The sequence below is a fragment of the Leptospira langatensis genome, from assembly GCF_004770615.1.
GTDB lineage: Bacteria > Spirochaetota > Leptospiria > Leptospirales > Leptospiraceae > Leptospira_B > Leptospira_B langatensis.
In genome coordinates, this window is record NZ_RQER01000011.1 from 293,043 (window position 1) to 318,565 (window position 25,523).

Consider the following 25,523-nt stretch of genomic DNA (forward strand, 5'->3'; position numbering starts at 1 on the left):
TCATGATAGATAAGAAGCCGTATAGAATCAGAACGATCAGCGAATTCCACGAAGTAAGGGGATTGCCTAAACCGGAACATCCTCTTATTAGTGTGGTAGATTACTCGTCCATAAAGCATTCCTCCGAGTTTAATGTCACGAGTTGGACTTTGGATTTTTATTCAATCTCTCTGAAACGGAACTCCGCCGTGAAAATGAAATACGGACAGCAGGAATACGATTTTGACGAAGGGATCCTGTTCTTTATGGCTCCCGGTCAGGTTTTTCGGATTGAAGTGAATGCGGATCTTCGGGCAGAGCATTCCGGATGGATCTTGCTTATCCATCCGGACTTTATTTGGAATACTTCACTGGCAAAGAATATTCGAAAATATGAATATTTCGATTATTCGGTGAATGAGGCTCTCTTTCTCTCCGAAAAGGAAGAGAGTACGATCAATAATATTATCCAGAATATTCGCCAGGAATATCATTCTAATATAGATAAATTCAGCCAAGGGATCATTATCTCTCATATAGAGACACTGTTAAATTACGCGGAACGATTTTACGATCGACAGTTCATCACAAGAAAGATCTCCAACCACCAAGTCTTGGATCGGTTGGAGGAGATTTTGGGTGAATACTTCGAAGAAGGGGATCTAAGACAGAAAGGACTTCCCTCCGTGCAATACGTGGCCGATCTATTGAACGTTTCTCCGAACTATCTGAGTGGTTTATTGAAGGTGCTTACCGGGCAAACCACTCAACAGCATATTCATGATAAGCTGATCGAAAGAGCGAAAGAGAAATTGTCCACTACGGATCTTCCAGTGACTGCAATTGCATACGAATTGGGATTCGAGCATTCTCAGTCCTTTAGTAAATTATTTAAGAGTAAGACGAATCTGTCTCCTCAGGAGTTTAGACGTTCTTTTATGAGAGAATTCTAATTTTGGATCGGATTCGAGGTTAGGAAACCTTTCATTTCGGGGATCATTTCTTCTTTTGTATCTTCAAAGAAAAAATGGTCCGCATCCTGGAATTCGATCGTTTTATGTTTTACAAATATTCTCTCGAAACGTCCTTTTTCCTCGATAGGAAATCCTTTATCTTTCAAGGCCCAAAAGATCAAGGCGGGTTTCTCTTTTAGGGCGGGAATAGAGTCTTCGATCTCTTGGAAGAACGAATTTGCCTGAGTGATCTGGCCCGGATAGAAAGCCGCGATCCCTCTGCGGTACGGTGAAATAAAAGGGCGAAGATAAAGATCCAATACTTGCTTGGGTAAATTGCGAACGATCCCGTTCTGGATGCCTGCGGAAGCGAATCCATTGAAATTGATCTGCATGAATTCGCCGATCGGTCCGCCTACAAGAAAGGAGAATATTCCCCTGGGAGAATTGCGATCTGTTTTCCAGGCCCAAGTGCTTCCTAAGATCACTCGTTCTACCAATTCCGGATGACGTCCTGCAAAGCCTAATCCTATCGGTCCTCCCCAGTCCTGCATCACTAAGGTGAGATGATCTAATCTTAACTCTCGGACGAACTCTTCTAATACGATGCTTTCTTCCCTAGGAGTGAACCCGAAACCTTTGGAAGCGCTGGACTGACCGAACCCAGGATAATCCAAAGCGATACAGCGATACGAGCCTTTTAGTCCTGAGATGAGATCTCTCCATTGAAAGGACCAAGAAGGGTTTCCGTGCAAAAAGAGTAAGATCTCTCCTTCTCCTTCATCCACATAATGGATTCGGGCACCGCTAGGAAGATCTATGAATTTCTGCTCTGCTTGGAAAATCTCTTTAGGGATATCGAATTGTATTTCTGAAGAAGGAGCCGAAATGTCCAAGGAAACCGCGATAATAAAGGAGAACAGTTCTAATCCTCCCATTAGGAATATTAAGATCTTAGAACGTAAGGAAAATTGAATACGATCCAGAAAGATAGGCAGATACCAAGCGGAGACTAGGAGCATTCCCAAGAGGATGACAAGACTATAGATCGTCGGGCCGGAGCTTCCTAAGACTAGAACTCCTGATCCGGTCAAGAGTAGCTGGACGAATAGGGCTGCTGCCAAGAAAGATCTGGGTCGTTTGGATCGAGTCTTCAGATATCTATATAGGAAGCCGTTTAGGATACCGATCGAGAAGCAAAATGGGAAGAGTAGGCTAATCCTCAGCTCCGGTTGGAATCCTATTCCTCTGGCATGAGGTACTGCTTCCACTAAGACGGTTGCGAGAAAGGCGAAAAGGATAGAAAAGAAAACACTTTTAAAAAGAGTACGGAGGAAAGAGTCGTTAAGGCTCCCTTCTGAGATATTTTGCGAAATGCTTTCTTTTGGATTTTGTATTCTTGCTTTCATGCAATAGAGAATACTCTAAAGAAGAAATGCAAAATTGTAAAAATTCAGGAAATTACCAGAAGCGTCTCGGAGAAGTAGATCTGAAAAACTCTTTCGGGGTCTGGCCTGTGAATGCCTTGAAGTCCTTATTGAAATGAGCCTGGTCAAAGAAGCCCGCCTGCATCGCAGTTTCGGTAAGGCTTTTTTCCGGGGAATAAGAAGCGATCAGATCCCTCATTCTGATCATTCCGGCATATTGCTTTGGACTCGTTCCTATAATTTGTCTGAACTTCTTCTCGAGGGAATCCCTGCTGATAGGCATTCCTTTGATCAGGTCCGCTATTCTTAGATCTCCTTTTGCGCTCCGTATCCTTCGGACGGTTTCTCGAATGATGGGATCGAATTCGGATCCTCTCCACTCCGAGACCAGGATATTTTCCAAACGAGAGATCCTTTCCTGATCTGTCTTCGCTTCCGACAATCTTTCCTCTATCTCTCTGACCTTACTTGCTTGCATCAGATTTTCCATAGGCAGGCCCATTCCGAAAATCTCATGCATTGGTTCCCTAAAAAAGGAGGATGCGGCACCTTCCTTAAAAAGTACGAGTAGCATAGAGGAGTTTGGGGAATAGCGAGCGATCCTAGCCTTCTTCCTTAGGCCGCTCAATCCGAAAAGAGGAGTGGAAGTTTCGGAACCTTCTTCCAATTCGGAAACGTTTCCTCTGATCCGGAAGAATAGTACGATAGAAGAGCCCGGGAGGAGAGTATTCTTCAGTTCTTCCTGACTTTCTATGACCAAGTAGGTTTGAATGAAAGGTTTCAGGAATTCACTGGGAGAATATCTTCTCATACTTCCAGTTGGCAAAATGATCGGCTGGGAGGCGAGGGACATCTTTCTTCCGATCTATTCTTCTCGTTCTAAATTAGGAATGTCAATGTTTATATGAAAGGGATCCAAGACCGGAACCGATTTTGATTGCTCGGACCGAAGTATAGAAAGGCATAAAAAAAGCCGGTGTAAACCGGCTTTCTAACATATCTTTCCGAAAGACTTTTATTGGTTAGCCTTCGCGTTAGACATCATTTTGAGGAAGTAACCTTCCACATCGTACCAGGTCTTGCCTGAGTTCAATGTGTTTGCAGCCTGCAAATGGTCCACTCCAGTAGTGAATAATCCATAATCAGGACCGCCTTTGAAGGTTCCCCATTTCAAAGAAGAATAAGGAACGAGTCCGTCGCAAGTACCGCCGTAACCATTGATCAATCCACCGGCTATACAAGCAGGTTGGATAATTCCCATGAGTGGGTGTTGGATCAGATCCGGAATGGTGATATAGGAACCGTAAGAGAAATATTTCACATTCGGGTTATCCGGAGTGTGAGAATTGAAGAGAGCAGTTCCCGAAGCGGTCAAGGAGCCAAGAGCCGCTAATACGTCTTGGTTGCTTTCATTCCATACCAATTGAACGAACACATTCAGAATGGCTGCCACGAACGGTTTGATCCAGTCAGGCAGAACAGTGGTGATGATGTCCGCGATCGGAGAACCTCTATGAGGAGTATTTAATGTAGTTAAGGTAGAGACTTTAGGACCTAAGGCCAGGTTGGACACAGCATATCTGCTATCTAATCCACCTTGAGAATGTCCCAAGATATGCACCTTGCTAAAGCCGTTTGCGGCCATATATACGAGTACCTTGCTGCTCAATTCCGCCCCACGATTCTCATTAGATTGAGCCGCAGTTTTTGCGGGTGCATACACTGTAGCCCCTTGGGACTGAAGGTAGCTGTCCATTCCACCCCAGTAGCTGAGCAGATTGATCAGACCAGTATTATCGTTTCCCCAGCCGAACAATCCATGAGATAGTACGATCGGGTAGGAACCAGCCAGGGGCTTGGAGGAAGATCCTCCTCCGGATGCGAACAATTGTCCGCCACAAAGAAACGCAACTAGAAGCGCTATACTTAGCTTACGCATTTCGATTTACCTCTTCACATCATTCAAATTTCAAAATTCCCGATCAGATCCGGACTTCTATTTTTGTATCGACCGTTACAGAGCGGGCTCATGAACGATGTTGGATGAGCTTGGCCTGTCAAGAGAAAAGGATTGGTGAATCTGTATTTTTAATAACAGTTGGTATGCAAACTAACTTGTTTATAGAACGATTGTAATCTTTTAAGAAGAAGGAACACCAGCAGACCTGTTCGTTCCGAGAAAGGAGGGTTCTCCTCTCTCACTTGAATTCGTAGCGATAATCTCCGTCGAAATAAGCCCTTGCTCCATGGAATCCGGAACAGGCAACTTCTTCTACTTCGATCCTGGTATCGAAGGTTTGGAACTTGAGGATGCAACATTCCGGATCTTCTGCCTTGCAATTTTGCGGAGAAGACCAAGTCCATTTTCCTTCCGGATTGGGAGTCCAGTCTCCGTCCATTTCTCCAAGATGAGCGGTCGGTCCTCGCACTACGTTCAATTGGAAACGGTCCGATTTTCCTTTTGCTCGAAAGAGTCGGAGCCTTCCTCCGAAGCCGTCCGTATAGATCCCTAATCCGTCTTTCGGGAATTTTCCAAAGATCCAAACTTTTTGCAGATAGGAAGTCCTTGCCTTAGTGGCATCGGCCTTGCAGGAAATGGTCTCTATTCCTGTTTCGTCGCTGGAATACATGGGGCCTTCACAGACCCCATCCCTATATCCGATCCATAGTCTTTGGACTTTTTTTAATTCCTCCTTGTCCGGATCTGATAAGGACTTGCGAACATTCTTATATACTTCGTTCAGTTCTTTGTCCGCGGTTTGGTATTGTTTCTGGAAGCATTCCTTTTGTTCCGCTTTGTCCTTCTGATTTGAACATGGATTGGGAGATTTTGCCTCTAAGGTAATAAGAAAAAGGGGAAGGAGAAGAAAGATGGGATATCGTATCATAGAATTGTAAAATAGAATCGGAATTGTTTTAGTTGGAAGCCGAATAAACATAGAAACAAAATTGTAACATGAATTTCGGAGGATTCCTCTCAGAATAACAAGCAAGATCGGATTTGTTGCTTTTTTATTCGGTCTTGACCCATTGTATTCTATCTTTTAGAATTGTCCATCTACGCTTCCTTTGTAAGCGTTGTACATAGATTCTTTTACGCAATTTTACTCGTGTTTTTCCGAAGCCTATTTGCTATATTATTTCTGTTCAGCAACTGCATTCTTGTCGGGGTAGAGGGTCGCTTGCAAACGAATCTGATCTCTCGGAGCGAGGCCAAGGATAGGATCTCGGGAGTTTCCGATCTCAGATTTTCGGTATGTCTGAATCAGAGCATAGTTTCCGATTTTATCGAGACCACAGACTATACAAATTATCTTACCTGCGAGGGTAAATGTTCCGATTCTACCTATTATCGAAAAAACGATATAGATGCTCTTTATAGGGCGATCCTAGTCCTTCCTTGCGATCCGAACGCCTCTCTCTTGATACCCGTGATCGCTCCTTTTAAAGCAGATGAGTTCCAAGGAAAGTATATCGGATTTTGAGGATCTGCCTCTTAGAAAGTAGGCGGGTCGGATCGCGTCCAATGGATCTATTGGATTGAGATTACCATTCTTTGTCCGGGAGCGATCTCCTTGTCCCAAGCATTCTCTATATTCTTCAGATCTTCTTTATGGATCTCTAATGTAAGGATCCCTTTCGCTGCAAGCTGGAACATTTCAGGCAAGATCTCTTGGTTGAAAGTGTGGATATCTTGCGAAGATAGACTACCCAGTCCGGAACCAAGTATTTGTATATCGGAACTTCTTAAACTACTGGATTCTAGGGAAATGGTCTTGCCGGCCATATCTCCCACGGTTACGATCTTTACCGGATGAGTGAAGGAGTCGATCCCTCCTCCTTTAAAAGATCTTAGTAGGAGCTCCACGGGTCTTCCCCAAAGATAATCCACTACTATATCGATAGGGGTTTCCTTATGGATCTGTTTGATCTGTTCTACGAATTCTTCTTCGCTTCTCTTAAGGGAGATGACTATATCCGCTCCGAATCCTTTTAATTTTTCTAGGGATCCTTCGTTTCTTCCTGTTGCAATGATCTTTGCGGCACCGTAATGTTTGGCGACCTGCACCGCAAGTTGTCCGGTGACTCCAGTCGCACCATTGACGAGAACTACATTTCCTTTCTTTAAATGTACTCTGGAATGAAGAGCCATTGTCGCCCCTATGACTGCATTCGGAAGTGCGGCAGCGAGAAACAGATCGATCCCATCCGGCAGTATGGTAAGTCTGTTCTTGGAAATTAAGGCCTGCTCTGCAATTGTCCCGGTGATCCCTTGCGCGTACACCTTGGTCCCGTTTTCCAAGACTCCCACTCCGTCTAATCCTACGATCGCAGGAAGTTCTTTATAGCTCGCGTAATGAGTTCCGCTCGCTCTTAATTTATCTATATTCTTGATCGCAGCGGTCTTAACGTGCATGAGGACCTGATCCTGACCTTGCGGATTTGGGTTTGCGAATTCTTCATATACTGGTGGTTTTCCAAATTCTCTTAATATTGCGGCTTTCATGAGAATGATCCTTATGCGTCGTCTTCTTTGGGAGAAGACTTCGTATTTTTTAGTACCGAACGGTCTTGCTTACAAGGCTTTCGCGGGATCTATTTCCGTCAATGGATTCCATTACAGTAATTCCCGACTAGGCCGCGGTGCAAAAGCGGAAAGAAATACCGGAATCGTTCAAGCGAGACGAAAGGAAACCTGGTATTCTCATTCGATGCAACGTGGGAAACTCATCTTATTCTTTAGCTTAGCGATCTTGGTCGCAGCTCTCTGGAGCATCTTAGAAGTTCCGGAGAAATACTTTCCCGAACAGATCCAAGAGAGTGTAATCTTCCCGCATAATTCCGAGATCGATGCTGTGAAAGATCCGGAAGATCTAAGTAAGAAGGGGATCCGGCTATTAGATGGAAATGTGCCTGCACAAGATGAGGTCCTATTGCAAGAGGATCTGGGCCGGGCATTCATCGCTTCTATGGATGGTTCTATTTGGATCCTGGATCTAAAGAAGAACCAAGCGGAGCCGTTCGTTCGAACTCCTCTTTTGCCTGGGGGAATGGTGGCTCATCCGAAGGATCCGGACCGGATCTATTTCTGTGTTTCTCGCGGAAAGAAGGAAGATCCTGTGGATCCGAACGGACCTGGGATCTACGAGCTGAGGGTCTCGACCAAGTCGGTCCGAAAGATAGCAACCTTTGTTCCTAAGGTCCCGGATCGGTTAGGGAATACGATAAGTTCTTATGGGAAATTCTATCCGAACTCCAAGCAAGTAACATTACGTTTTTCTGAAATGAATGGAGAGAATAGCAGAAGGGTAGAAAAGGCGGATGATCTTGCGATCAGTAGGGATGGGGAGAGGATCTATTTTACGGAACCTTATGATCATCCGGGAGCGATCCTGGGAGTAAGCACCCAATCTAGGAATGAGGCCTTGACCCTGGGCAAGAATGGAAACATTTGGAAGATCGATCTGAAAGCAGGAACCGTAAGTTTAGTCGCTCATAAGTATTCCTATGTGGACGGGATCTTGTTGGAATACGCAAACAATTCCGATCAAGAGACTTCTATCCTTGTGAATGAACTCTCTCGGTTTAGACTGCTTCGCTTGTATCTTTCCGGAGATAAGGCAGGAGAAGATGAGATCGTGATCGATGGGTTGCCGGGCTTTCCGGATGGAATGGACAGAGATCCGAGCGGAAGGATCTGGATCGCTCTTGTGATCGAGAGATCTAAGCTAGTGACTTGGTTGCATGCTCATCCTTTTTGGAAACATCTAGTTCTCTATATTCCGGAAAGGATCCAACCCGTGTCCAGACGAACGGCCTTACTCATATTGTCTCCGGATGGAAAGACTCCTCTCTACTATGGAGTTCATAACGGCTCCTTGTTCTCTTCTCTCATTGTAGTGATCCCCGGAAAGGAAAGGATCTACTTGGCGGTATATGAGAAGGACCATAAAGGCCTGCATATTATGCCTTATCCGATCTGATATTTGCTGTCCCTTTCTCTTTTGTTCTTGCTATAGGTCTTCTTTTCCGAAGAATCAACCTTCTTCGGAATCTCTCATGGATCTGGACCCTAAAGGAATTGTTTATCTATGGACGACTCGGGTCTTATTTGCGACGAACCGGATGCAAACGGAGTTCCATGAGCATTATGCTGCTTCTCTTGCGATTGCATTAAACAGTCCGATCCATATAGAGACTGAAACGAGCAAAGATGATTATAGTGTAGCCTTAGTGGGTCCGAATACATATCACCGGACCTTATCACCGGGAAAAGAAATGGTGGTGCTACTCATCGATCCGGAAACCTATGAATACGGTTCTATTTCCGATTTCGGCAAACCGGGAGAAGTACGGAAGTTGGATCCTTCTCCATTTCTACCGTTGATGGAAAGACTTTGGGATCTATATTACGGAAATATAAACGACTCGGATGCATGGGAACTGCAGCTCGATATGCTACGTTGTGTCTTTCCATTCCGAAAGAAAGAGAGGAATATCGACGATCGGATCCGAAAGATCGCACATAAGATCCGAACAGAACTGCCTGATAGTATTCGGATGCGGGAGATCGGAAAGGATTTCTCCATTTCCGAAGACAGGCTCATCCGTCTCTTTAAGGAAAACCTGGGAATCCCGCTCCGAAGATATTTGCTGTGGGTGAGGATCCTAGCTGCCAGTAGATTCTTAATGGAAGGAATGAATATCACGGAAGCCGCGCATTCTGCCGGATTCTCCGACTCCGCTCATTTTACTCGGACATTTAAGGAGAATTTCGGATTTGTGCCTTCCTTCTTCTTTGGTCATTTGAAATCCATAGAGGTCCGTTTCTGTGAATCGGGTGAATATGTTTTCTAAAATTCCCGATCATACCGGAATCATTCAAGCGAAGATCGCTCATTCTTGTTAACCTTCTTCTTAGAATAAGAGAGAAGGTTATGCCAGTAGAAACGAAGAGAGGGATCTTATCCAAACTTTCCGGGAGAATCTCCAAATACGGTTCCAGCTCGGTCCATATTCCAACGGACGAAGAGAAAGAAGGCTTTCTAAAAGCGCAAAGACTCGCGTACGAATGCGTTACGGAGATCGAAAAGGAAATGAGAGAAGGTTGGACGGAGATCCATACTGCAAAGCGTATGGATACTTTTTTGAGAGACCATGGTGTGAAGGTATTTTTGCATCGTCCTTTCGCTTGGTTCGGAGAACACGCTCGTTTCGACGGATATAAACGTTATACGCAATTTCATCCTGGGAAGAAGAGGCTTTTGCCTGACGAACCTTTTATTCTGGATGTTTCTCCTGTTGTGGACGGATACATTGGGGATATAGGATATTCTTCCTGTCTTCGTCCGAATTCGGAGTTGGATGCCGGAATGAAGTATTTACTGAAACTCAGAGAGGAGATCCCTAAGTATTTTTCTTCTTCTATGAGTTCAAGGGAGATCTGGTGGAAGATCGATCGGGAAGCAAAGGAGAATGGCTTCGACAATGTGCATTCCTTATATCCGTTTGCGGTTCTGGGGCATAGAGTGTACAAGGTGCATTTTCCTAAGATTTCCTTCCCGATATTGCCGATCAGTTTCGCCAGTTGGTTCTCTCTCCAAGGCTCGATCGAATTCTTAAGTCATAAGGTATTACCAGAACTTTTAACTCCGGACCATGAGGGAGACAAGACAGGACTATGGGCAATAGAACCACATTTCGGCCGAGGCAAGGTTGGATTTAAGTTCGAGGAGATCTTAGTGGTAGAAAAAGACAGAGCCTATTGGTTGGACGAAGAAGTCCCTCATGTATTGCGTGCTAAAAAATTACAGGGAGTAAGATGAGAATGTATAAAAATTCCATAATATTCTTTTTCTTCTTCTGCGTTATCGCCTGCAACCCGGGAAAGATCAAGATCGGAAAGGCCTACTCATTAGGAGAAACCCCTGCCCAGATCTTGGCTCTAGAAACAAAAGAGGATCCTTTCCTGTCCGGACTCAAGGTAGAGATGAAAGATCTACCCGGACACGATGATGTGATCTTCGATGAGAAGGCTAAAGTTGCCTATGCTTCCGGAATGGACGGTTGGATCTGGAAATTGGATCGAGAAAACGGCAAAGCAAGCCAATGGGTTCGTCCTCCGGTCAATCCGGCGGGGATGAGATTCTCAGATGAAAAGAAAGAAAAGATCTTAGTCTGCGCGTCTAGATTAGGCGGGGAGACGTACGAAGAGAAAGATAGAGTCGGCTTGTATGAAATAGAGATTGCAAGCAAGAAGGTCCAACCTCTCGTCTTGGACCTTCCTAAAACGGAAAAGGAAGAATTCGAAAGAGTATATAAACCCTCCGAAAGGACTGCAATTTCTCTGAAAGATCTCAACCCATCCAATTCGAGACCGATTTCGCTTTGTAACGATCTGGCAGTGTCCAAGGACGGAAATCGGATCTATATTACGGAACCCTTTGAAAGGGAGAATGCGGCTATGGGAAGCGGAGCGGTCCCGGAAGCGATCGGGCTATTTCCGCATGGAAAACTTTGGATGTACGATCGCAAACAAGGCACGATCACTTTGGTGCTAGACGGATTTACATTCATAGATGGGATCTTATTGGAAGAAGATACAACAGGGAATGAAGAGTCGGTACTATTTACGGAGACTTCCAAGTTCAGGCTTCTTCGCGCGTATACCAAAGGACCCAAGCAAGGAAACTTCGAGATCCTCTTCGAGAATCTGCCCGGGCTTGCCGACGGTTTGGATCGGGACAATGAGGGAAGGATCTGGATCGGTATTATTAAGCGAAGATCCGGGCTCATGAATTTCGTTCATAAGAATCCTTGGTTGAAATCCTTTTTACTTTCTGTTCCCCAAAAGATCTTACCTATCTCTAAAAGGACAGGATTTATGGTCCTAGATAGAAAAGGAGCGAAGGCTCTCTATTACTCGATGCATGACGGATCCAAGATCACCGATATTTCGGTTGCCGTTCCTTTCGAGGGACGAGTGTATTTTCCAAGTTTCGATCCTCATTCCAGGGGGCTTTATTCTCTTTCAATTTCGGAGTTAGGGATCAAAGATTAAAAAAATTGAATTTTAGAGAGTGAAGGGCATCTCACTCTCTAAATGATTCTTGCAAATTCGCTTATCATTTTTTGAAATATGAAATCGGATGCCAAAGACAAGTTTCGATATTCTGTGGATCATTCTCTCCTCCGGGCTGGTCTTTTTTATGCAGGCAGGGTTCCTCTGCTTGGAGTCCGGGCTGACCCGCACTAAGAATTCGATTAACGTTGCCATTAAGAATATTACGGATTTTGGAATTGCCACCTTGGTTTTCTTTTCCGTAGGTTTCGGCCTAATGTTCGGGACTAGCTTCTACGGTCTGGTCGGACACGATTTTTTCTTTCCTGAGTTTTCTTGGGAGAAGCCCGAGATCCCAGTTTTCTTCTTATTCCAACTCATGTTCTGCGGAACCGCCGCCACAATCGTGTCCGGCGCGGTAGCGGAAAGGATGAAGTTCGGAGCCTATATCGTAGTAACTACGATCATCTCTTCCTTGATCTATCCTATCTTCGGGCATTGGGCCTGGGGAAAGGAATTACAAGACTGGACCCAAGTCACTGGCTGGCTGGGACGTTTGGGCTTCGTGGATTTTGCCGGATCCACTGCGGTGCATAGTGTAGGCGGATGGGTAGGACTTTCCGCAATGATGCTCATCGGAAATCGCACCGGCAAGTATGGACGAAATGGAGAGGTCCGAAAGATCACAGGTCATAATCTTCCTCTGGCGATGCTCGGGACATTGATCCTTTGGTTCGGATGGATCGGATTCAATGGGGGAAGCACCCTTGCATTCACTCCTAACGTTCCAAGTATTATCGTGAACACGATGTTCGCTGCCTCCGGAGGAATGGCTTCCAGCCTGATCTACGGATGGATCCGATTAAAATATGCGGAGGCGACCCTTCCGTTGAACGGGACTCTCGCTGGACTCGTTGCGATCACTGCTCCTTGCCATGCGGTGAATTCCCTGGAGGCGATACTCATCGGATTAGTTGCAGGAATTCTAATGTTCGAAGCGGGAGAGCTTCTGGATCGGCTCAAGTTGGACGACGCAGTAGGCGCGATCCCCGTTCATTTGGTCGGTGGGATCTGGGGAACCTTGGCAGTCGGATTCTTCGGGGATCCTCAACTTCTGGGGACCGGATTGAGTAGAATGGACCAAATACTCATCCAGTCCTTAGGCGTTGTATCCTGCGGGGTCCTTTCCTTTGGGGTAAGTTACTCCCTTCTTTCGCTGATCAATCGTTATTATAGACTTAGGGTCTCTCCTCAGAACGAATACCAAGGACTGAATTATACGGAGCATAGGGCAACTACGGAACTCATAGATCTCTTCTTGGAAATGGAATACCAGAAGCAGACCGGGGATCTCAGTAGGGATCTTTCCATAGAGCCGTTTACGGAAGTGGGGCAGATCGCTGAGAGATACAATCTTGTATTGGAAAAGATCCGGACCAATATTAAGGAAAAGGAAACCTTGGCCCACGAACTGGAGCATAACCTGAGTTTGATCCAAAGCGATCTTTCTACTGCGCGAAAGATCCAGTCCGGCATTATCTCACAAGAAGATAAGACCACTGGAGAACTGGAGATCGTGGTCCGTTATCTTCCTTTGAATGAGGTAGGAGGGGACTTTTTCGATATTATGGAACTTCGTCCCGGTCTTACTCGGATATTTCTCGCGGACGCCACCGGACATGGGGTACAGGCGGCCCTTCTTACAATGGCGATCAAGGCAATTTACGAATCCTTAAAGCGTGGGATCTACAGCGTTACGGAGATATTATTCCATCTGAATAATGAGTTTTTGCATACATTCAAGAATTTGAATCAATTCTTCACCTGTATCGTTATCGACATAGATACGAATTTGAATATAGTCCGATACGCATCTGCCGGACATATCCCTCAGTACATTCTACAAGGGAAAGAGATCCATACCTTGGAGAAAACAGGAAGGATTATGGGCGTCATTCCGAATACAAAATACACATCCAATGAAATGGAGTTCAGGCAGGATTCCAAGGTGATCCTGTTTACGGACGGTCTTATAGAACAATGGAATTCCTCTAAGATAGAATTCGGGGAGCATAGGGCGGAGGCTCTGATCCGGAATTTGGGGGAGAGCCCTATGAAAGAAGGGATCGATACTATATTAAAAAAACTGGATGAATTTCTGGCGGGAGCTCCCAAGCAGGACGATATATCCATACTAGGGATTAATCGGAAACCCAAAAAGTGATCTATCAACAAGGCCGACCCCTCGCTTTCGCGAGGGCCGGGCTGCTTCGGGTTCGCTTCCGCTCATCCCGGAGAAACATTCACACATGGTCTCACGATTCTTATAGGCGTATCTCCGGGACAAGCCCTGCGCATCCCTGTCGGGTAGAGAACCTGGATCTTATTTTATAAAATCATAATTCTCTAGGACAAGAGCTATTCCTTGGCCTCCTCCTATGCACAAAGAAGCGACGCCGTAGCGTAGGTTCCTGCGTTTGAGTTCGTACGCTAAGGTCAATGCCACTCTGGTTCCGCTCGCTCCCAAAGGATGTCCGATCGCTATCGCTCCTCCGTTCACATTGGTCCTCTCCGGATCTAAACCCAGTTCTTTAATCACTGCCAGGGTCTGGGAAGCGTATGCCTCGTTGATCTCGAAAAGATCGATCTCCTCTAATTTTAGGCCTGCTCTTTGTAGAGCAACCGGAATGGCAAACACAGGGCCGAGTCCCATCATCTTAGGATCGCATCCCACATTCGAATAACCTAATATAGAAGCGAGTGGCTTTTTCCCGCTCTTCTTGGACCAATCGGAGGATGCTAGTATCACAGAAGCCGCTCCATCATTGATCCCGGAGGCATTTCCGGCAGTAACAGTACCCTCTTTCAGGAATGCGGTCTTTAAGTTCTTTAGCTGAGGAACGCATTCTTCCCCGCGGATCTGCTCATCTCTTTTGAATAGAGTAGGGGTTTTTCCTCCCAATTGGATGGGGATCATTTCTTCCTGAAAAAGATCTTGGTTGCTCGCTTTCTCTGCGCGGACTTGAGAGATTCCCGCCCACTCGTCCTGTTCTTCTCTAGAGATATTGAATTTCGTCGCGATATTCTCGGCGGTCATTCCCATGGTGAGATCCACGAAACAGTCCGTTAGGCTCTGTTCCAATCTGTCTTCTGCGATCGTATTCCCGTATTTATTTCCCCATCTCGCATTCTTTAATACGAAGGGAGCATTGCTCATGGACTCTGTGCCGCCGGCAAGGATCAGATCGCTCTCTCCGCTTAAGATCTTTCGCGAACCAAGTATGATGCTTTCCATCCCGGAACCGCAAAGTCGATTCACTGAGAGTGCACTCGAGCTTTGGGGAAGTCCCGAACGAAGAGCCACATGCCTTGCTAAATAAGCGGAATCCTTATCGTCCTGTATTACATTTCCATAAATCGATTCCTGCAGGAGGGAAGGGTCTACGCCCGATCTTCGAATGACTTCCTTGGCGGTGATGACTGCCAGGTCCGAAGAGCTGAACTCTTTTAATTTTCCCCCGAATTTCCCGAATGGGGTGCGGGCTCCATCGACTAAGACTACCATTTGCATCTCCTTATTATATTGTATATACACTATATGATTTCAAAAAATCCGTTACACCGCTTCCGATCCGGGATTTAAACTGAATTTGCCTCTTCTAGGATTGGGAGTCTTCTTACTTCGGATAGGATCTCTAAGGTTTCGTTCAATCTTGATTTTCCAAGAGCTTGGGAGATCTGCGCCTGCGCTTCTTTCCAAAGAGATATCGCTTCTTCCAATTTGGATTCTCCTTTCTTTGTAAGAAAGAGATTCCTGATATTCCCAGCTTCCTTCTTTTCGATCCGGATGAGTCCGTCCCTTTTTAGGATCTCTAGACTTCTCTGGAGAGTGGTCCTGTCTATGTCGGTCAGTCTGGAAAGATCAGTAATACTACAATCCTTCTCCAAGCCTATGCTGACTAAGATCGTGAATTGAGTGATCCTTAGGCTCGAGGGCTTTAATGCGGAATCATAAAAGGAAGTGATTTTTCTCGTAGTCCTTCTGAGGCTAACATTCAGGCAGGATAGGCCTATTTTCTTCAGATCTTCCGGTTGTAGTTTCTGTTTCATGCCTGATACGTTCTTTGAGTGACTCTTCTATTAGACTAAAATGTATATGCACTATTTTGCTGTCAAAAGCCTTTTTTCCGGCAAAATGGGAATAAAAAGCGCAAATGGAACTCTAAATTTTTGAGTTCTCATCTGCGCTCAATCGATCTTACTTTTTGGTCTTTTTGCCTTTTAAGAAGGTAGAGGACTTCTTGCGGTTTTTGCTTGTCCTACTGGGGGAAATGGATCCTTCGTAATCCGAATGCTGATCGTCACCCTCGTAGCTGGAAATTGCTTCCGGGTGCAATACTAGGGAGCTGCTTGTAGAAGGATAAGAATGTTCTTCTTCTCGCTTCTTCATCACTAGGATGTATAAGCTGGGCATTACAGTAAGAACTAAGAGTAGTGCGGACGTTAGTCCACCTACCATCACTGTCGCAAGAGGTCTTTGTACGTCGGAACCGACGCCGGTCGCCATAGTGGCCGGGATCAGTCCCAATAGAGCGAGTAACATGGTCATCAAACGAGGACGGAGTTGGGTCACTGCGGAAGCGATAGCAGCTTCTCTTACATTCATTCTTGGTGCTCCCGGAGTCTTATCGTGCAAAAAGTGATTTGCCTTGGATACGAATAGGATCCCTGCCATAGTAGCGATCCCAAACAAGGAGATAAACCCGACTCCGGCGGATACGTTGAAGTAATATCCCCTCATAAGAAGCGCGTAAATTCCTCCGATCAAAGAGAGTGGAATACAAGAGAGTGCCACGAATACGGATCTTAGATCTCTATAAAGTAAATATAATAGACCAAAGATAATCCCGATCGTTAAAGGGATCACGATCGCAAGCTGCTTTCCTACTCGGGCCAGGTTCTCATACTGACCTCCGTATTTCACTTCGTAGCCGTCTGGGAAATGGACTTCGTTCTTTACCCGTTTTTGCAATTCCGCTACGAAACCACCTTGGTCCCTTCCTCGTACGTTCAAGCGAACTGTGACGGTTCTTTTTCCGTCTTGGCGGAAGATCATTGTAGGAGAATCTTCTTGGGTGATATCTGCAAGTTCGGAGAGAGGGATCCTTTCTCCTTTAGGGGAGATGATCGGGATCCTTGCGATTTCTCTAGCGGATTCACGATAGTCTTTGGAGAAACGAGCGACGATCCCGAAAAGAGCACGTTCTTTAGGAGGATTATCCATCGGTCCTTCGTATAGATAGCTGATCGGTTCCATACCGACAGCCGCTTCTATCAATTGCTGGATATCGCTTACATTGATCCCATAACGAGCGGCCACATCCCGTTTGATCCGGATCACCAACTGAGGAGCCGGACCTTCCTGTTCGATCCCGTATTCGCTCGCTCCTTTCATTTCGGCTACGATCTTTAAGATCTGGTCTGCGAGATCCCGCATCACTCTCATGTCCTGTCCGGAGACGAATACCGCAAGGTCGGCGATGGTCCCCATGATGGCTTCCGAAAGGTTGTCCATGATCGGCTGGGAGAAGCTGACTCTCACGCTAGGGAGTCCTTCTTCTAGGTCGTTTCGGAGTCGGATCAATAATTGCTCCTTAGTGATCTTCTCCTTCCACATTTTATAATCTTTTAATCCTACGTAGACTTCCAATCGGTTCGGAGGAAGCGGATCTGTCCCGTCGTCGTTCCTTCCATACTGGGATAAGATGGTGTTTACCATCTCATTCTTATAAATGATCTGTCTAACCTTAGGAATGAATTTCTTAGCTTCCGGTAAGGAGATGCCTACAGGGAAATAGAGTCGAAGTGTGAATCCACCTTCATCGAGGGAAGGTAAGAATTCTGTTCCCAAGGTAGTCGCTCCGATTACGAGCAGGACCCCGACGACGGAGAATGCGATGGCCACGACTCTCTTAGATCTTTCCACCAAATAGTGAACGATTGATTCGTACTTCTTCTCTACCCAATGGTAGATAGGGTTGTGCATCTCTATAGGTCCCGGGTTTGGGGACTCGAAATAATTCCTAAAGAAGTACGACATGAGCACGGGAACTATGGTCATGGTGAATAGAAGCGCCCCGAAGATGGCAAAGGAGAGAGTGAAGGCCATCGGTTTGAATAGCCTTCCTTCGATACGCTCAAAGGAGAAGATAGGGAGATAGGCGAGAATGATGATGAGGATCGCAAATAGGATCTCCGTAGCCACCTCGGAACCGCAATCTTTTGTGAATGCAACGATCCCTCTCTGTTTATCCTGAGGAGTCGCATTCTTGTACCGCCTCATGATATTCTCTACCATCACCACGGCACTATCCACCACGATCCCGAAGTCCACAGCTCCGAGGGAGAGTAAGCTTGCCGAGATCCCGGAGGCATTCATCATGGTAAAGGAGAATAGAAGGGCAAACGGTATCGTGGCCACCACCACTATGGAGGCTCGTATACTTCCGATAAAGAATACTACCACCAGGCTGACTAGGATGATCCCTTCTAAGAGAGTGATCCCTACCGTGCGAAGAGTATACTGCACTAGATCCCCTCTATCGTAAGTGTTCCTCAAGCGAGTTCCATCCGGCATGTACTTCTCGTTGATCTCTTTTACCTTGTCTCGAACTCTTTCCAGGAATGCGTTAGGCTCAACCCAACGACGCATAGCGACTAGGCCTTGAACAGAAGAGTCCACATCGATGAGACCCTCTTGGTCGTTTTGGATGGTGTATCCAAGCACACCGCTTGGGATCGGAGGAGCGATCTCCACCTTACCTATATTTTTTATGAATACGGGTACTCCGTTCAGTGTCCTTACGACGATATCTTCGATCTGACCGATCTCTCGGATGGCTCCTAAGGATCGGATCGGAAGGGATTGCTCCCCTTGCAATAAGAAGTTACCGCCGGTGTTCAAGTTGTTGTTCTGCACGGCGTCTATCACATCCGAAACAGTGACATGATAACGGATCAAGCTTTCGGGGTTCATCACGATATGGAATTGTTTCGGAAGACCTCCGAAGGTAACTACATCGGCAATCCCGGAGATCTGTAGCATTTTAGGAATGACGATCCAATCCTGGATACTTCTCAACTCCATGGGAGTGCGAGTGCCGTCTATGGATTCCACGACGTAGCGATATACCTCGCCGACCGGGGAACTCATAGGAGCAAGGGTAGGTTCCACCTCGTCCGGGATGACAGCATCTCGGACCTTTTCCATGAGCCTCATCCTTGCGAAGTAATCGTCCGTACCTTCTTCGAATACGAACTGGAAGACCACGAGCCCGTTGATCGTTCTGGAACGTCTTACGATCACGTTAGGAGTGGAGTGAAGTACTCTTTCGATAGGCATGGTCACCCTTTCTTCCACTTCTAAGGTTGCCTTGCCGGGGAATTTTGCGACCAAGCGGACTTGGGTGTCCGCGATATCCGAATAGGCTTCCTTACGGATATGGATCCAGGACCAGATCCCTATGATCAAGGTGACTCCACCGATCGTTAAAGTGAGAAGCCTGTTCTTTAACGCAGCTTCTAGGATATCGTTGATGATCTTCATATCTATTTACCTAAAACCCAAAACTGAGTCCCTTTAGTAGAATTGCCCCGTCGCTCACGACCCGATCGCCTTCTTCCAAGCCTTCGGTGATGATGCTCTTTTCCTCGTCCACTTCTCCGAGCTTGATCTCTTTTAGAAGGAACTCACGTTGTTCGGTTTCCAAGAACACATAATTTTTTCCTTCGACAGATAGAACGGATATAGATGGAAGTATGATGTTTTTATAATTTACCTTTTCTTTAACTCTCAGTAGAAATCTTTCTCCGACCTTGAATCTTTCGCCTAAATTTCGGAATTTGATCTTCACTTTTAGGTTCCGGGAGATAGGATCCACTTCCTTTGTATTTAGGTTTGCCTGGCCTTCGAAGAGTTCATTGGAAGAGAGTAGGGGTCGGATATCGAAATGTTCGGACTCTTTTAGTTTGCCTACTGAGGATTCAGGGATATCCGACTCTATCCAGGCCATTCCTCGATCTATTTTTATTAGTTCAGCGGGATGATCTACATTAACGAAGTTTCCTCGCTTACTCACTTCCATTACTTTGATCAATTCTAGTCCAGGATCGTCTTGCCGGAATCGGATCCTAGTTCCGTCCTCGGAAACATGGGGAGGTTGGAGGTCGGGAAGATCCGAACCTTTTTTTTGGGTCAGTAAGAACCCGGCAGTGCAAAGAGACAAGGCTGCCGCTAGGATCACTAGGATCCGTATTCGATTTGTATAAGATAAAAACATCAGGTACTACACCCTGCCTCACAGTTTTGAGGAATTATAGTTCGAGATCGGTTTTCGAAATATGTGCAGGAATATACGAGATCATTAGAATTTTATCGAATTCTAATAGATGTAGCTTCGCTCATCATATGCTCATGCTTTTATTACGGTCGTTAGACCGAAGGGCCTGGGCAAAGCCTCTCGTAATACTTCCGATTTACTAAGATCGTAAAACTCGATCGATCCGTTGCCAGCTCTCGCGGACAGGATACGTCTGCGAAATAGGCTGTACTATCGTTTCAGTGGTAATTAGGCTAAGATTGGGGGAGGTAGATTGAGTAATAGGACGGAGATCCGCTTTGAGTAGAAATATTCATCCCAAGTAAAGGTAACAGAATAGAAAGAAGTTTTGAACTCCTCTAACTCTTCGAAATTCTGGATATGAAAATCAAGGAAGTCGAATCTTTGACGAAAGGAACGTGCATCAATGGAATTATCGTGAGAAGCATCAAAGTCGATAGCTTCGATAGATTGAGTCAAACCAGACGATAAAACGTCTATATCGGCGACTCCATCCTGTTCTGTCGGCAATATGATAATCGCCAATAGAAGCGCAACGACGCATTTATGTAAGAAATTCCCAAACACTGATCTCCAGATAATATAGAACTTAGCATGACGCAAGATTTTTTTCAAAAATGGGAACTTTCTATAGAAATTTAGATCGATCTTCTTTGCAATTCAGCCTTCCGATGTATTTCTATGATGAGAATGATCTAGAAAAGAATGCTACAAGGGATAAATTGCTTTTATTATGCACTTTAAATCGACAGGGAAGAAATCTGCTGTCGATTTAAAAACTACATTGTTGAAGAAATAGTAAATAGTGATCGGAAATGCGCTCGGATCAAAAAGAAACAATTCGTTCCGAGCTGCTTTCATCATTCTACTTAACGTACCGCTTTCATGTGAGCGACTAATTGATCCAATGCTTTTCCCCAGCCATCGTGGAATCCCATGTCCTCATGTTTCTTCCGAGCCTCTTCATCCTTATGTCTGGCCAATACTTTATACAGAGTTCCTTGCTTATGGTCTTCTAACGTAAGTACTGCAGTAAAGAATCCGCCTGGAGAAGGTTTATAGCCTGGCTCTAGCATATCCGTAAAGATCAGTTTTTCGTTCTTAACGATCTCCAAGTAGCAGCCCATGTTCGGGAACTCTTCTCCTTCCGGAGAACGCATAGTGGTACGAAAGATACCGCCCGGTGTCAGATCGATCTCGCAATCGATCGTTTGCCAAGGAGCCGGGGTGAACCACTTCAGGATATGTGCGGGAGTGGTCCAGGCAGCCCAGACCAGATCCCTTGGAACGTCTACGATCCTTTCGAAGGTCAGGTCTCTCTTCGCATCCGGTTGGTAATAATTAATTACTGTCATTTTGTTTCTCCTTTAGATCCAGTAAGTATGTATCAAGCTGATTGAGTCGTTTCTCCCAAGTCGCTCTTTGCTTCGCAAACCATAGTTCTCCCAATTCCAGTTGCTTATAGGTAAGCCGATAGGTCCTGATCCGACCCACTTTTTGAGAGCTAACAAGTACAGAGTCTTCCAACACATGTAAATGCTGCATTAGGGAAGGAAGAGCCATATCGAAAGGCTCAGCTAATTCCCCCACTGTGGCGGGACCCAGGCTGAGACGCTCCAAAACGGATCGCCTGGTCGGATCTGCCAATGCATGGAAGAGGTTGTCCAATGTAGAAGTTTGGTTAGGCATTTACCTAAGTATAGCACAGGAATTTAGTTAGGTAAATACCTAAGTTTATAAAAAGTGCAAAAACTCCGGATTTTTTTTCTGAGGATTGTCCAATTCCCCGGATCTCGGTCCTTATCCGGTTGAGATCGCAAATCGCGATCAGGAGAAAACAATGTCGAATTCAACAAGTTACCAAGAAGAAGGTTCCGCAAGTCTGGAAGCCAAGAAGGAGAAATGGATCAAGACCGCTAAATGGATCTACTGGACTCTGATCCTGTTCATCTCGATCACAATGATCATGGCCGGGGTCGGTTACCTGGCGAGCTTTCAACCGAATGTGGATGGGATTCTTCTTTTAGGATATCCTGTTTATATTTTGAAGATTCTAGGCACTGCAAAGGTGCTAGGTGGACTGGGCCTTCTTCAGAATAGATTTAAGACTTTGAAAGAATGGGCCTATTCGGGATATTCATTCAATTTGCTGGGAGCTGCCGCTTCTTACGCATTGTCCGGAGTGGGTTACGGAAAGATGATGATCCCTCTGACCCTCTTTTTTCTTCTGATGATCACGTATCGTCAATGGAAAACGGGTTGGATGTGAGAAAAAGAATATATTCAATATTCTGAATATTTAAAGGAGAAGGAAATGAAAGAATTCATGCTGCTTTTTAGACAGCCAAGTTATGATTATAGCAATGCGTCTCCCAAGGAGATGGAGGCTCTCGGAAAGAAATGGAAGGAATGGGTGAGCGGGATCGCCGCCCAGGGAAAACTCGCAAGCCATGGACCTAGACTCGCCTTAGAAGGAAAGGTATTGAAAGCGGGAGGAGTAGTTACCGACGGACCATTCGTGGAGATCCGTGAAAGACTGGGAAGCTTCATTATCGTCAAGGCGGAGAGTCTGGAAGAAGCGACCACCTTGGCTCACGGCTGCCCGGCAGTAGACGCGAATGGTAGTGTGGAGATCCGACCTATCTACGAATAGATTGTAGGCCAATGGAAGAAGATCAGGAATCCTTAAAATACTTATTCCAGCAGGAGTTTTCCAAAATGGTCGCAGTGATCAGCGGCCTTTATGGTCTACAGCATATAGAGATCGCCGAGGACATCGTTAGCGAGACCTTTTTGCTTGCTGCTGAAAACTGGGGGCTCAAGGGACTTCCTCCGAATCCGACTGCTTGGCTCTATGTGGTAGCAAAGCAAAAGACTCTCTATTATTTCAGAAGGAATAAGATTTTCCAAAATAAGATCCTTCCGGAGATCGCTCCTAAGACGGAAGATCCGGAAGGATCGGAGGAGCTAAACTTCTCCGAGGAGAATATAAAGGATAGTCAATTGAGAATGCTGTTCGCGATCTGTAATCCTGCGATCGCTAGCGAGGCTCAGATCGGTCTAGCCCTACGGATTCTTTGTGGGTTCGGAATAGACGAGATCGCGGAAGCCTTCCTTACGAATAAGGAAACGGTAAACAAGAGACTCTTCCGAGCCAAGGAGAAGCTTAGGGCGGAGAAGATCAAAATGGAGCTTCCTCCGGAGAAAGAGATCCCTGCGAGATTGGACAATGTGCTGCACATTATATATTTATTATTTACGGAAGGATACTATTCCAAGACCCAGGATCGTATCTTAAGAAAGGATCTCTGTTTGGAAGCGCTTCGCTTAGGGGTCACCCTCGCCGAATACGAAAAGACAAATCTTCCCAAGACCAATGCCTTGCTCGCGCTCATGTGCTTTCATGCGTCTCGCTTCCATGCCAGACAAACGGATACGGATCCTATGATCTTGTATGAAGAACAGGATGAGAGTCTTTGGGATCAGGATCTGATACGCCAAGGGATCCACTTTTTGGATCTTTCTGTTCAGGGCAAAGAGATCAGTTCCTACCATCTGGAGGCAAGGATCGCCTATTGGCATTGCAATAAGCAAGATACCCCCGAGAAATGGGAGGAAATCCTGGATCTATATAACAGACTTCTTCTGATCAATTATTCCCCTAGCGTTGCTCTAAACCGGATCTTTGCATTATATAAGGTGAGGGGAAGGGGAATCGCATTGGCAGAGGCGGAGGTATTGCGCTTAGAGAACAACCATTTCTATTACCTTCTACTGGGGGAACTGTATAAGGAAGTGGATGAGGAAAGGTCCAGGTCTAATCTGAAAGCCGCCTATTCTTTGGCCAAAACCCAGACGGAAAGGCAGGGGATCCAAGAAAAATTATTTCTGCTGGACGAAGCCCGAGATAAAAAAGGAAAATAGGATCAAATCTATCCTTCCGACTTGTTGTTGTTAAGTTAGTAATCTAGGCTAGGACGTGGACCATGCCAAGCGAAATCAAACCCGGCCCTTTTCAGGGAAGATCATTTTTATCTCTAACTATCCTACTTCTCTCTCTGCAATTTACGGATTGCAATTCCGCCAAAGCAATGAATTTGGACATGAGCCATGCCAGCGGTCTTTTGCTTTCGGTGGTTACCTCGGATATCATTACCTCTAGTTCCTGCCCCGCTAGCGGAGGTTTGGCCCTAGGTGAGAATGCCGCACTCGTTTTAGGCCAAATCGATTTTACTTCGAATGGGAGTGGTTCGGGAGATGCACAATTGCACCAACCCCAGGGGATTACCCATGACTCCAAAGGGATCTGGGTTTCCGATACCCAGAACAATCGTGTGCTGCATTATCCTTCTTCCGTGGCAAGTGGGGGGACCCCGGATATAATCCTGGGTGGAACGGTCGGCACCGGCTTGAACCAGTTCAATAATCCCCAAAATCTCGCAGTTGATTCCGCAGGCGGACTTTGGGTAGCGGACTATAATAATAATAGAATATTGCATTTTCCGAATGGAGTTGCTACCGGGGATTCTGCGGATAAAGTGATCGGCTCCAGTACTGGAGCTTCTGGGGTTTCCGAAGTATTACTCAATCATCCTCGGGCTGCGGTCGTGGATTCTTCGGGAGGAGTTTGGGTCGCTGATTCTGCGAATAATCGCGCCGTTCACTTTCCTTCTCCGATCCCTGCGAGCGGCGCTTTTGCGGATCTAGTGCTTGGTCAGACGAGTTTTACTTCCGGCACTTCGGGTGCCGTGAGTAGTTCAACTTTCTCGAATCCGATCGGGATCATTATGGAATCTTCCGGAAGTCTTTGGGTTTCCGATACGGCACACCAAAGAGTCATGCATTTTTCTTCTCCTTTGTCCAATGATATGTCTGCGGATATTGTTTTGGGGCAGTCTAGTTTTACAGCCTCGGTGAATGCCACCTCTCAGACCGGACTTTGGACTCCGACAGGACTTGCCACCGATTCGAAAGGGGGTTTATGGATCTCCGATTATTCGAACCAAAGGGCGATCCATTTTTCTTCTCCGTTTGGGATCGGTATGGACGCGGATAACGTGTTAGGCGAGCCTAATTATACTACGAGCAATCCGAATCTGACTCTTTCCCAGTCTCAGTTGGCTGGGCCGAACGCTCTTACTCTGACTTCTTGCGGACTTTGGGTCGCGGATTATACGAACAATAGAGTGGTGCTATACCCTTAAAAAGAAAGAAGCCCTGTTCCGTTTTAGACCAGGACTTCTTAAAAAGAGATCGGATCAATGAGGAAAGAAGAAGAAGGCTATTGCAGCCCATTGGCGACTAACGCCTGTTGCTCTTCCGATTTGTTGGCCGGAACCTCCACGCACAGTTCCATCCGAGTCCACTCTTCCAATCTGTTGTCCTGAGCTTCCTCGTACGACTCCATCCGAGTCCACTCTTCCGATTTGTTGACCGGAGCTTGCTCTCACGGTTCCGTCGGAATCTATTCTTCCAATTTGTTGACCTGAATTGTCTCGTACAGTACCGTTGGAGTCGATCCTTCCTACGTTTCCGGAGGAATTTCGGATCGTTCCGCTGGAATCCACACCGGCTCTATCGTTTCCATTAGAGTTTCTTAGACTCTGCGCGAATAATCCCTGTCCACTTAAAAGAAGCAACAAGGCCATCATTCCCAAGCTAATCAGCAAGTTTTTCATTCTATTCTCCCTTTTATAAATAAGTA

At 45.9% G+C, this 25,523-nt stretch carries 24 protein-coding genes; 11 read left to right on the plus strand and 13 right to left on the minus strand.

The window, feature by feature from the left end; translation table 11 throughout:
* Positions 1 to 2: 2 nt before the first annotated feature.
* Entirely contained in the window at positions 3 to 932 is a 930-nt protein-coding gene (locus EHO57_RS17415; RefSeq protein ID WP_135642219.1) for a helix-turn-helix domain-containing protein, read from the plus strand.
* Here the strand turns inward: EHO57_RS17415 and EHO57_RS17420 are convergent.
* The 4 genes from EHO57_RS17420 to EHO57_RS17435 all read right to left on the minus strand — a co-directional run bounded on the left by EHO57_RS17420 (position 929) and on the right by EHO57_RS17435 (position 5,247).
* Entirely contained in the window at positions 929 to 2,203 is a 1,275-nt protein-coding gene (locus EHO57_RS17420) for an alpha/beta fold hydrolase (protein WP_167882228.1), read from the minus strand. The genes EHO57_RS17415 and EHO57_RS17420 overlap by 4 nt on opposite strands.
* Before the next feature lie 190 nt (positions 2,204 to 2,393).
* Positions 2,394 to 3,212, minus strand: a complete 819-nt coding sequence (locus EHO57_RS17425; RefSeq protein WP_246050777.1) for a helix-turn-helix transcriptional regulator — start codon at positions 3,210 to 3,212, stop codon at positions 2,394 to 2,396.
* Positions 3,213 to 3,374: 162 nt separating this feature from the next.
* Positions 3,375 to 4,298 (minus strand): esterase/lipase family protein, encoded by a 924-nt coding sequence (locus EHO57_RS17430; protein WP_135642223.1) that lies wholly within the window; start codon positions 4,296 to 4,298, stop codon positions 3,375 to 3,377.
* A 259-nt stretch (positions 4,299 to 4,557) separates the two neighbouring features.
* Positions 4,558 to 5,247: a lysozyme inhibitor LprI family protein gene (locus tag EHO57_RS17435; RefSeq protein WP_246050778.1), complete on the minus strand. Its 690-nt coding sequence runs from the start codon at positions 5,245 to 5,247 to the stop codon at positions 4,558 to 4,560.
* Positions 5,248 to 5,409: 162 nt separating this feature from the next.
* On the opposite strand from EHO57_RS17435, the gene EHO57_RS17440 reads away from it, so the two are divergent.
* Entirely contained in the window at positions 5,410 to 5,844 is a 435-nt protein-coding gene (locus EHO57_RS17440; RefSeq protein WP_135642228.1) for a hypothetical protein, read from the plus strand.
* Between the two features lie 47 nt (positions 5,845 to 5,891).
* Here the strand turns inward: EHO57_RS17440 and EHO57_RS17445 are convergent, their stop codons facing one another.
* On the minus strand, positions 5,892 to 6,866 hold the full coding sequence (locus EHO57_RS17445; protein WP_135642230.1) for a quinone oxidoreductase family protein: 975 nt from the start codon (positions 6,864 to 6,866) through the stop codon (positions 5,892 to 5,894).
* Between the two features lie 13 nt (positions 6,867 to 6,879).
* Here EHO57_RS17445 and EHO57_RS17450 point away from each other — a divergent pair, with 13 nt between their 5' ends.
* The 5 genes from EHO57_RS17450 (at position 6,880) to amt (ending at position 13,644) form a co-directional block, all read left to right on the plus strand.
* Positions 6,880 to 8,343, plus strand: coding sequence for an SMP-30/gluconolactonase/LRE family protein (locus EHO57_RS17450; protein WP_246050779.1), 1,464 nt, complete (start codon positions 6,880 to 6,882; stop codon positions 8,341 to 8,343).
* Positions 8,344 to 8,419: 76 nt separating this feature from the next.
* On the plus strand, positions 8,420 to 9,217 hold the full coding sequence (locus EHO57_RS17455) for a helix-turn-helix transcriptional regulator (RefSeq protein ID WP_135642232.1): 798 nt from the start codon (positions 8,420 to 8,422) through the stop codon (positions 9,215 to 9,217).
* A gap of 80 nt (positions 9,218 to 9,297) precedes the next feature.
* Positions 9,298 to 10,185 carry a M24 family metallopeptidase gene (locus EHO57_RS17460; protein ID WP_135642234.1) on the plus strand — a complete coding sequence of 296 codons (888 nt, stop codon included), beginning with the start codon at positions 9,298 to 9,300 and terminating at the stop codon, positions 10,183 to 10,185.
* Entirely contained in the window at positions 10,182 to 11,420 is a 1,239-nt protein-coding gene (locus EHO57_RS17465; RefSeq protein WP_210409995.1) for an SMP-30/gluconolactonase/LRE family protein, read from the plus strand. Before EHO57_RS17460 ends, EHO57_RS17465 begins: the two co-directional genes overlap by 4 nt.
* 88 nt (positions 11,421 to 11,508) lie before the next feature.
* Positions 11,509 to 13,644: an ammonium transporter gene (gene amt / locus EHO57_RS17470; protein ID WP_135642237.1), complete on the plus strand. Its 2,136-nt coding sequence runs from the start codon at positions 11,509 to 11,511 to the stop codon at positions 13,642 to 13,644.
* Positions 13,645 to 13,803: 159 nt separating this feature from the next.
* Here the strand turns inward: amt and EHO57_RS17475 are convergent, their stop codons facing one another.
* The 7 genes from EHO57_RS17475 to EHO57_RS17505 all read right to left on the minus strand — a co-directional run bounded on the left by EHO57_RS17475 (position 13,804) and on the right by EHO57_RS17505 (position 21,508).
* The gene (locus EHO57_RS17475) at positions 13,804 to 14,991 is read right to left on the minus strand and encodes a thiolase family protein (protein WP_167882229.1); all 1,188 of its coding nucleotides are present in this window, start codon (positions 14,989 to 14,991) and stop codon (positions 13,804 to 13,806) included.
* A 68-nt stretch (positions 14,992 to 15,059) separates the two neighbouring features.
* The gene (locus EHO57_RS17480) at positions 15,060 to 15,530 is read right to left on the minus strand and encodes a MarR family winged helix-turn-helix transcriptional regulator (RefSeq protein WP_135642241.1); all 471 of its coding nucleotides are present in this window, start codon (positions 15,528 to 15,530) and stop codon (positions 15,060 to 15,062) included.
* 148 nt (positions 15,531 to 15,678) lie between these two features.
* Positions 15,679 to 19,026, minus strand: a complete 3,348-nt coding sequence (locus EHO57_RS17485; protein ID WP_135642243.1) for an efflux RND transporter permease subunit — start codon at positions 19,024 to 19,026, stop codon at positions 15,679 to 15,681.
* Between the two features lie 10 nt (positions 19,027 to 19,036).
* A complete protein-coding gene (locus tag EHO57_RS17490) occupies positions 19,037 to 19,759 on the minus strand; it encodes an efflux RND transporter periplasmic adaptor subunit (RefSeq protein ID WP_135642245.1) in 723 nt (240 codons plus the stop codon).
* Between the two features lie 288 nt (positions 19,760 to 20,047).
* Complete coding sequence (locus EHO57_RS17495; protein WP_135642247.1) at positions 20,048 to 20,434, minus strand: hypothetical protein; 387 nt, start codon at positions 20,432 to 20,434, stop codon at positions 20,048 to 20,050.
* A 254-nt stretch (positions 20,435 to 20,688) separates the two neighbouring features.
* Positions 20,689 to 21,174, minus strand: a complete 486-nt coding sequence (locus EHO57_RS17500) for an SRPBCC family protein (RefSeq protein WP_135642249.1) — start codon at positions 21,172 to 21,174, stop codon at positions 20,689 to 20,691.
* Positions 21,161 to 21,508 carry an ArsR/SmtB family transcription factor gene (locus tag EHO57_RS17505; protein ID WP_135642252.1) on the minus strand — a complete coding sequence of 116 codons (348 nt, stop codon included), beginning with the start codon at positions 21,506 to 21,508 and terminating at the stop codon, positions 21,161 to 21,163. Before EHO57_RS17505 ends, EHO57_RS17500 begins: the two co-directional genes overlap by 14 nt.
* 151 nt (positions 21,509 to 21,659) lie before the next feature.
* Here EHO57_RS17505 and EHO57_RS17510 point away from each other — a divergent pair, with 151 nt between their 5' ends.
* The 4 genes from EHO57_RS17510 to EHO57_RS17525 all read left to right on the plus strand — a co-directional run bounded on the left by EHO57_RS17510 (position 21,660) and on the right by EHO57_RS17525 (position 25,023).
* Entirely contained in the window at positions 21,660 to 22,088 is a 429-nt protein-coding gene (locus EHO57_RS17510; RefSeq protein WP_135642253.1) for a DoxX family protein, read from the plus strand.
* A 45-nt stretch (positions 22,089 to 22,133) separates the two neighbouring features.
* On the plus strand, positions 22,134 to 22,472 hold the full coding sequence (locus EHO57_RS17515) for a YciI family protein (protein ID WP_135642255.1): 339 nt from the start codon (positions 22,134 to 22,136) through the stop codon (positions 22,470 to 22,472).
* A gap of 11 nt (positions 22,473 to 22,483) precedes the next feature.
* On the plus strand, positions 22,484 to 23,743 hold the full coding sequence (locus tag EHO57_RS17520; RefSeq protein WP_135642257.1) for an RNA polymerase sigma factor: 1,260 nt from the start codon (positions 22,484 to 22,486) through the stop codon (positions 23,741 to 23,743).
* Positions 23,744 to 23,805: 62 nt separating this feature from the next.
* Positions 23,806 to 25,023, plus strand: coding sequence for an NHL repeat-containing protein (locus EHO57_RS17525; protein ID WP_246050780.1), 1,218 nt, complete (start codon positions 23,806 to 23,808; stop codon positions 25,021 to 25,023).
* A 54-nt stretch (positions 25,024 to 25,077) separates the two neighbouring features.
* Here EHO57_RS17525 and EHO57_RS17530 read toward each other — a convergent pair whose 3' ends face one another.
* Entirely contained in the window at positions 25,078 to 25,497 is a 420-nt protein-coding gene (locus EHO57_RS17530; protein WP_135642259.1) for a 5-fold beta-flower protein, read from the minus strand.
* Between the last annotated feature and the right edge of the window lie 26 nt (positions 25,498 to 25,523).

Bases quoted from the DNA above. Each gene is read 5' to 3' on its own strand.
- EHO57_RS17435 (WP_246050778.1), bottom strand. From the start codon at position 5,247: ATGATACGATATCCCATCTTTCTTCTCCTTCCCCTTTTTCTTATTACC.
- EHO57_RS17430 (WP_135642223.1), bottom strand. From the start codon at position 4,298: ATGCGTAAGCTAAGTATAGCGCTTCTAGTTGCGTTTCTTTGTGGCGGA.
- EHO57_RS17450 (WP_246050779.1), top strand. From the start codon at position 6,880: ATGCGTCGTCTTCTTTGGGAGAAGACTTCGTATTTTTTAGTACCGAAC.
- EHO57_RS17415 (WP_135642219.1), top strand. From the start codon at position 3: ATGATAGATAAGAAGCCGTATAGAATCAGAACGATCAGCGAATTCCAC.
- EHO57_RS17465 (WP_210409995.1), top strand. From the start codon at position 10,182: ATGAGAATGTATAAAAATTCCATAATATTCTTTTTCTTCTTCTGCGTT.
- amt (WP_135642237.1), top strand. From the start codon at position 11,509: ATGCCAAAGACAAGTTTCGATATTCTGTGGATCATTCTCTCCTCCGGG.
- EHO57_RS17510 (WP_135642253.1), top strand. From the start codon at position 21,660: ATGTCGAATTCAACAAGTTACCAAGAAGAAGGTTCCGCAAGTCTGGAA.
- EHO57_RS17425 (WP_246050777.1), bottom strand. From the start codon at position 3,212: ATGTCCCTCGCCTCCCAGCCGATCATTTTGCCAACTGGAAGTATGAGA.
- EHO57_RS17525 (WP_246050780.1), top strand. From the start codon at position 23,806: ATGCCAAGCGAAATCAAACCCGGCCCTTTTCAGGGAAGATCATTTTTA.
- EHO57_RS17515 (WP_135642255.1), top strand. From the start codon at position 22,134: ATGAAAGAATTCATGCTGCTTTTTAGACAGCCAAGTTATGATTATAGC.
- EHO57_RS17480 (WP_135642241.1), bottom strand. From the start codon at position 15,530: ATGAAACAGAAACTACAACCGGAAGATCTGAAGAAAATAGGCCTATCC.
- EHO57_RS17475 (WP_167882229.1), bottom strand. From the start codon at position 14,991: ATGCAAATGGTAGTCTTAGTCGATGGAGCCCGCACCCCATTCGGGAAA.
- EHO57_RS17505 (WP_135642252.1), bottom strand. From the start codon at position 21,508: ATGCCTAACCAAACTTCTACATTGGACAACCTCTTCCATGCATTGGCA.
- EHO57_RS17520 (WP_135642257.1), top strand. From the start codon at position 22,484: ATGGAAGAAGATCAGGAATCCTTAAAATACTTATTCCAGCAGGAGTTT.
- EHO57_RS17455 (WP_135642232.1), top strand. From the start codon at position 8,420: ATGGATCTGGACCCTAAAGGAATTGTTTATCTATGGACGACTCGGGTC.
- EHO57_RS17500 (WP_135642249.1), bottom strand. From the start codon at position 21,174: ATGACAGTAATTAATTATTACCAACCGGATGCGAAGAGAGACCTGACC.
- EHO57_RS17490 (WP_135642245.1), bottom strand. From the start codon at position 19,759: ATGTTTTTATCTTATACAAATCGAATACGGATCCTAGTGATCCTAGCG.
- EHO57_RS17485 (WP_135642243.1), bottom strand. From the start codon at position 19,026: ATGAAGATCATCAACGATATCCTAGAAGCTGCGTTAAAGAACAGGCTT.
- EHO57_RS17460 (WP_135642234.1), top strand. From the start codon at position 9,298: ATGCCAGTAGAAACGAAGAGAGGGATCTTATCCAAACTTTCCGGGAGA.
- EHO57_RS17530 (WP_135642259.1), bottom strand. From the start codon at position 25,497: ATGAAAAACTTGCTGATTAGCTTGGGAATGATGGCCTTGTTGCTTCTT.
- EHO57_RS17445 (WP_135642230.1), bottom strand. From the start codon at position 6,866: ATGAAAGCCGCAATATTAAGAGAATTTGGAAAACCACCAGTATATGAA.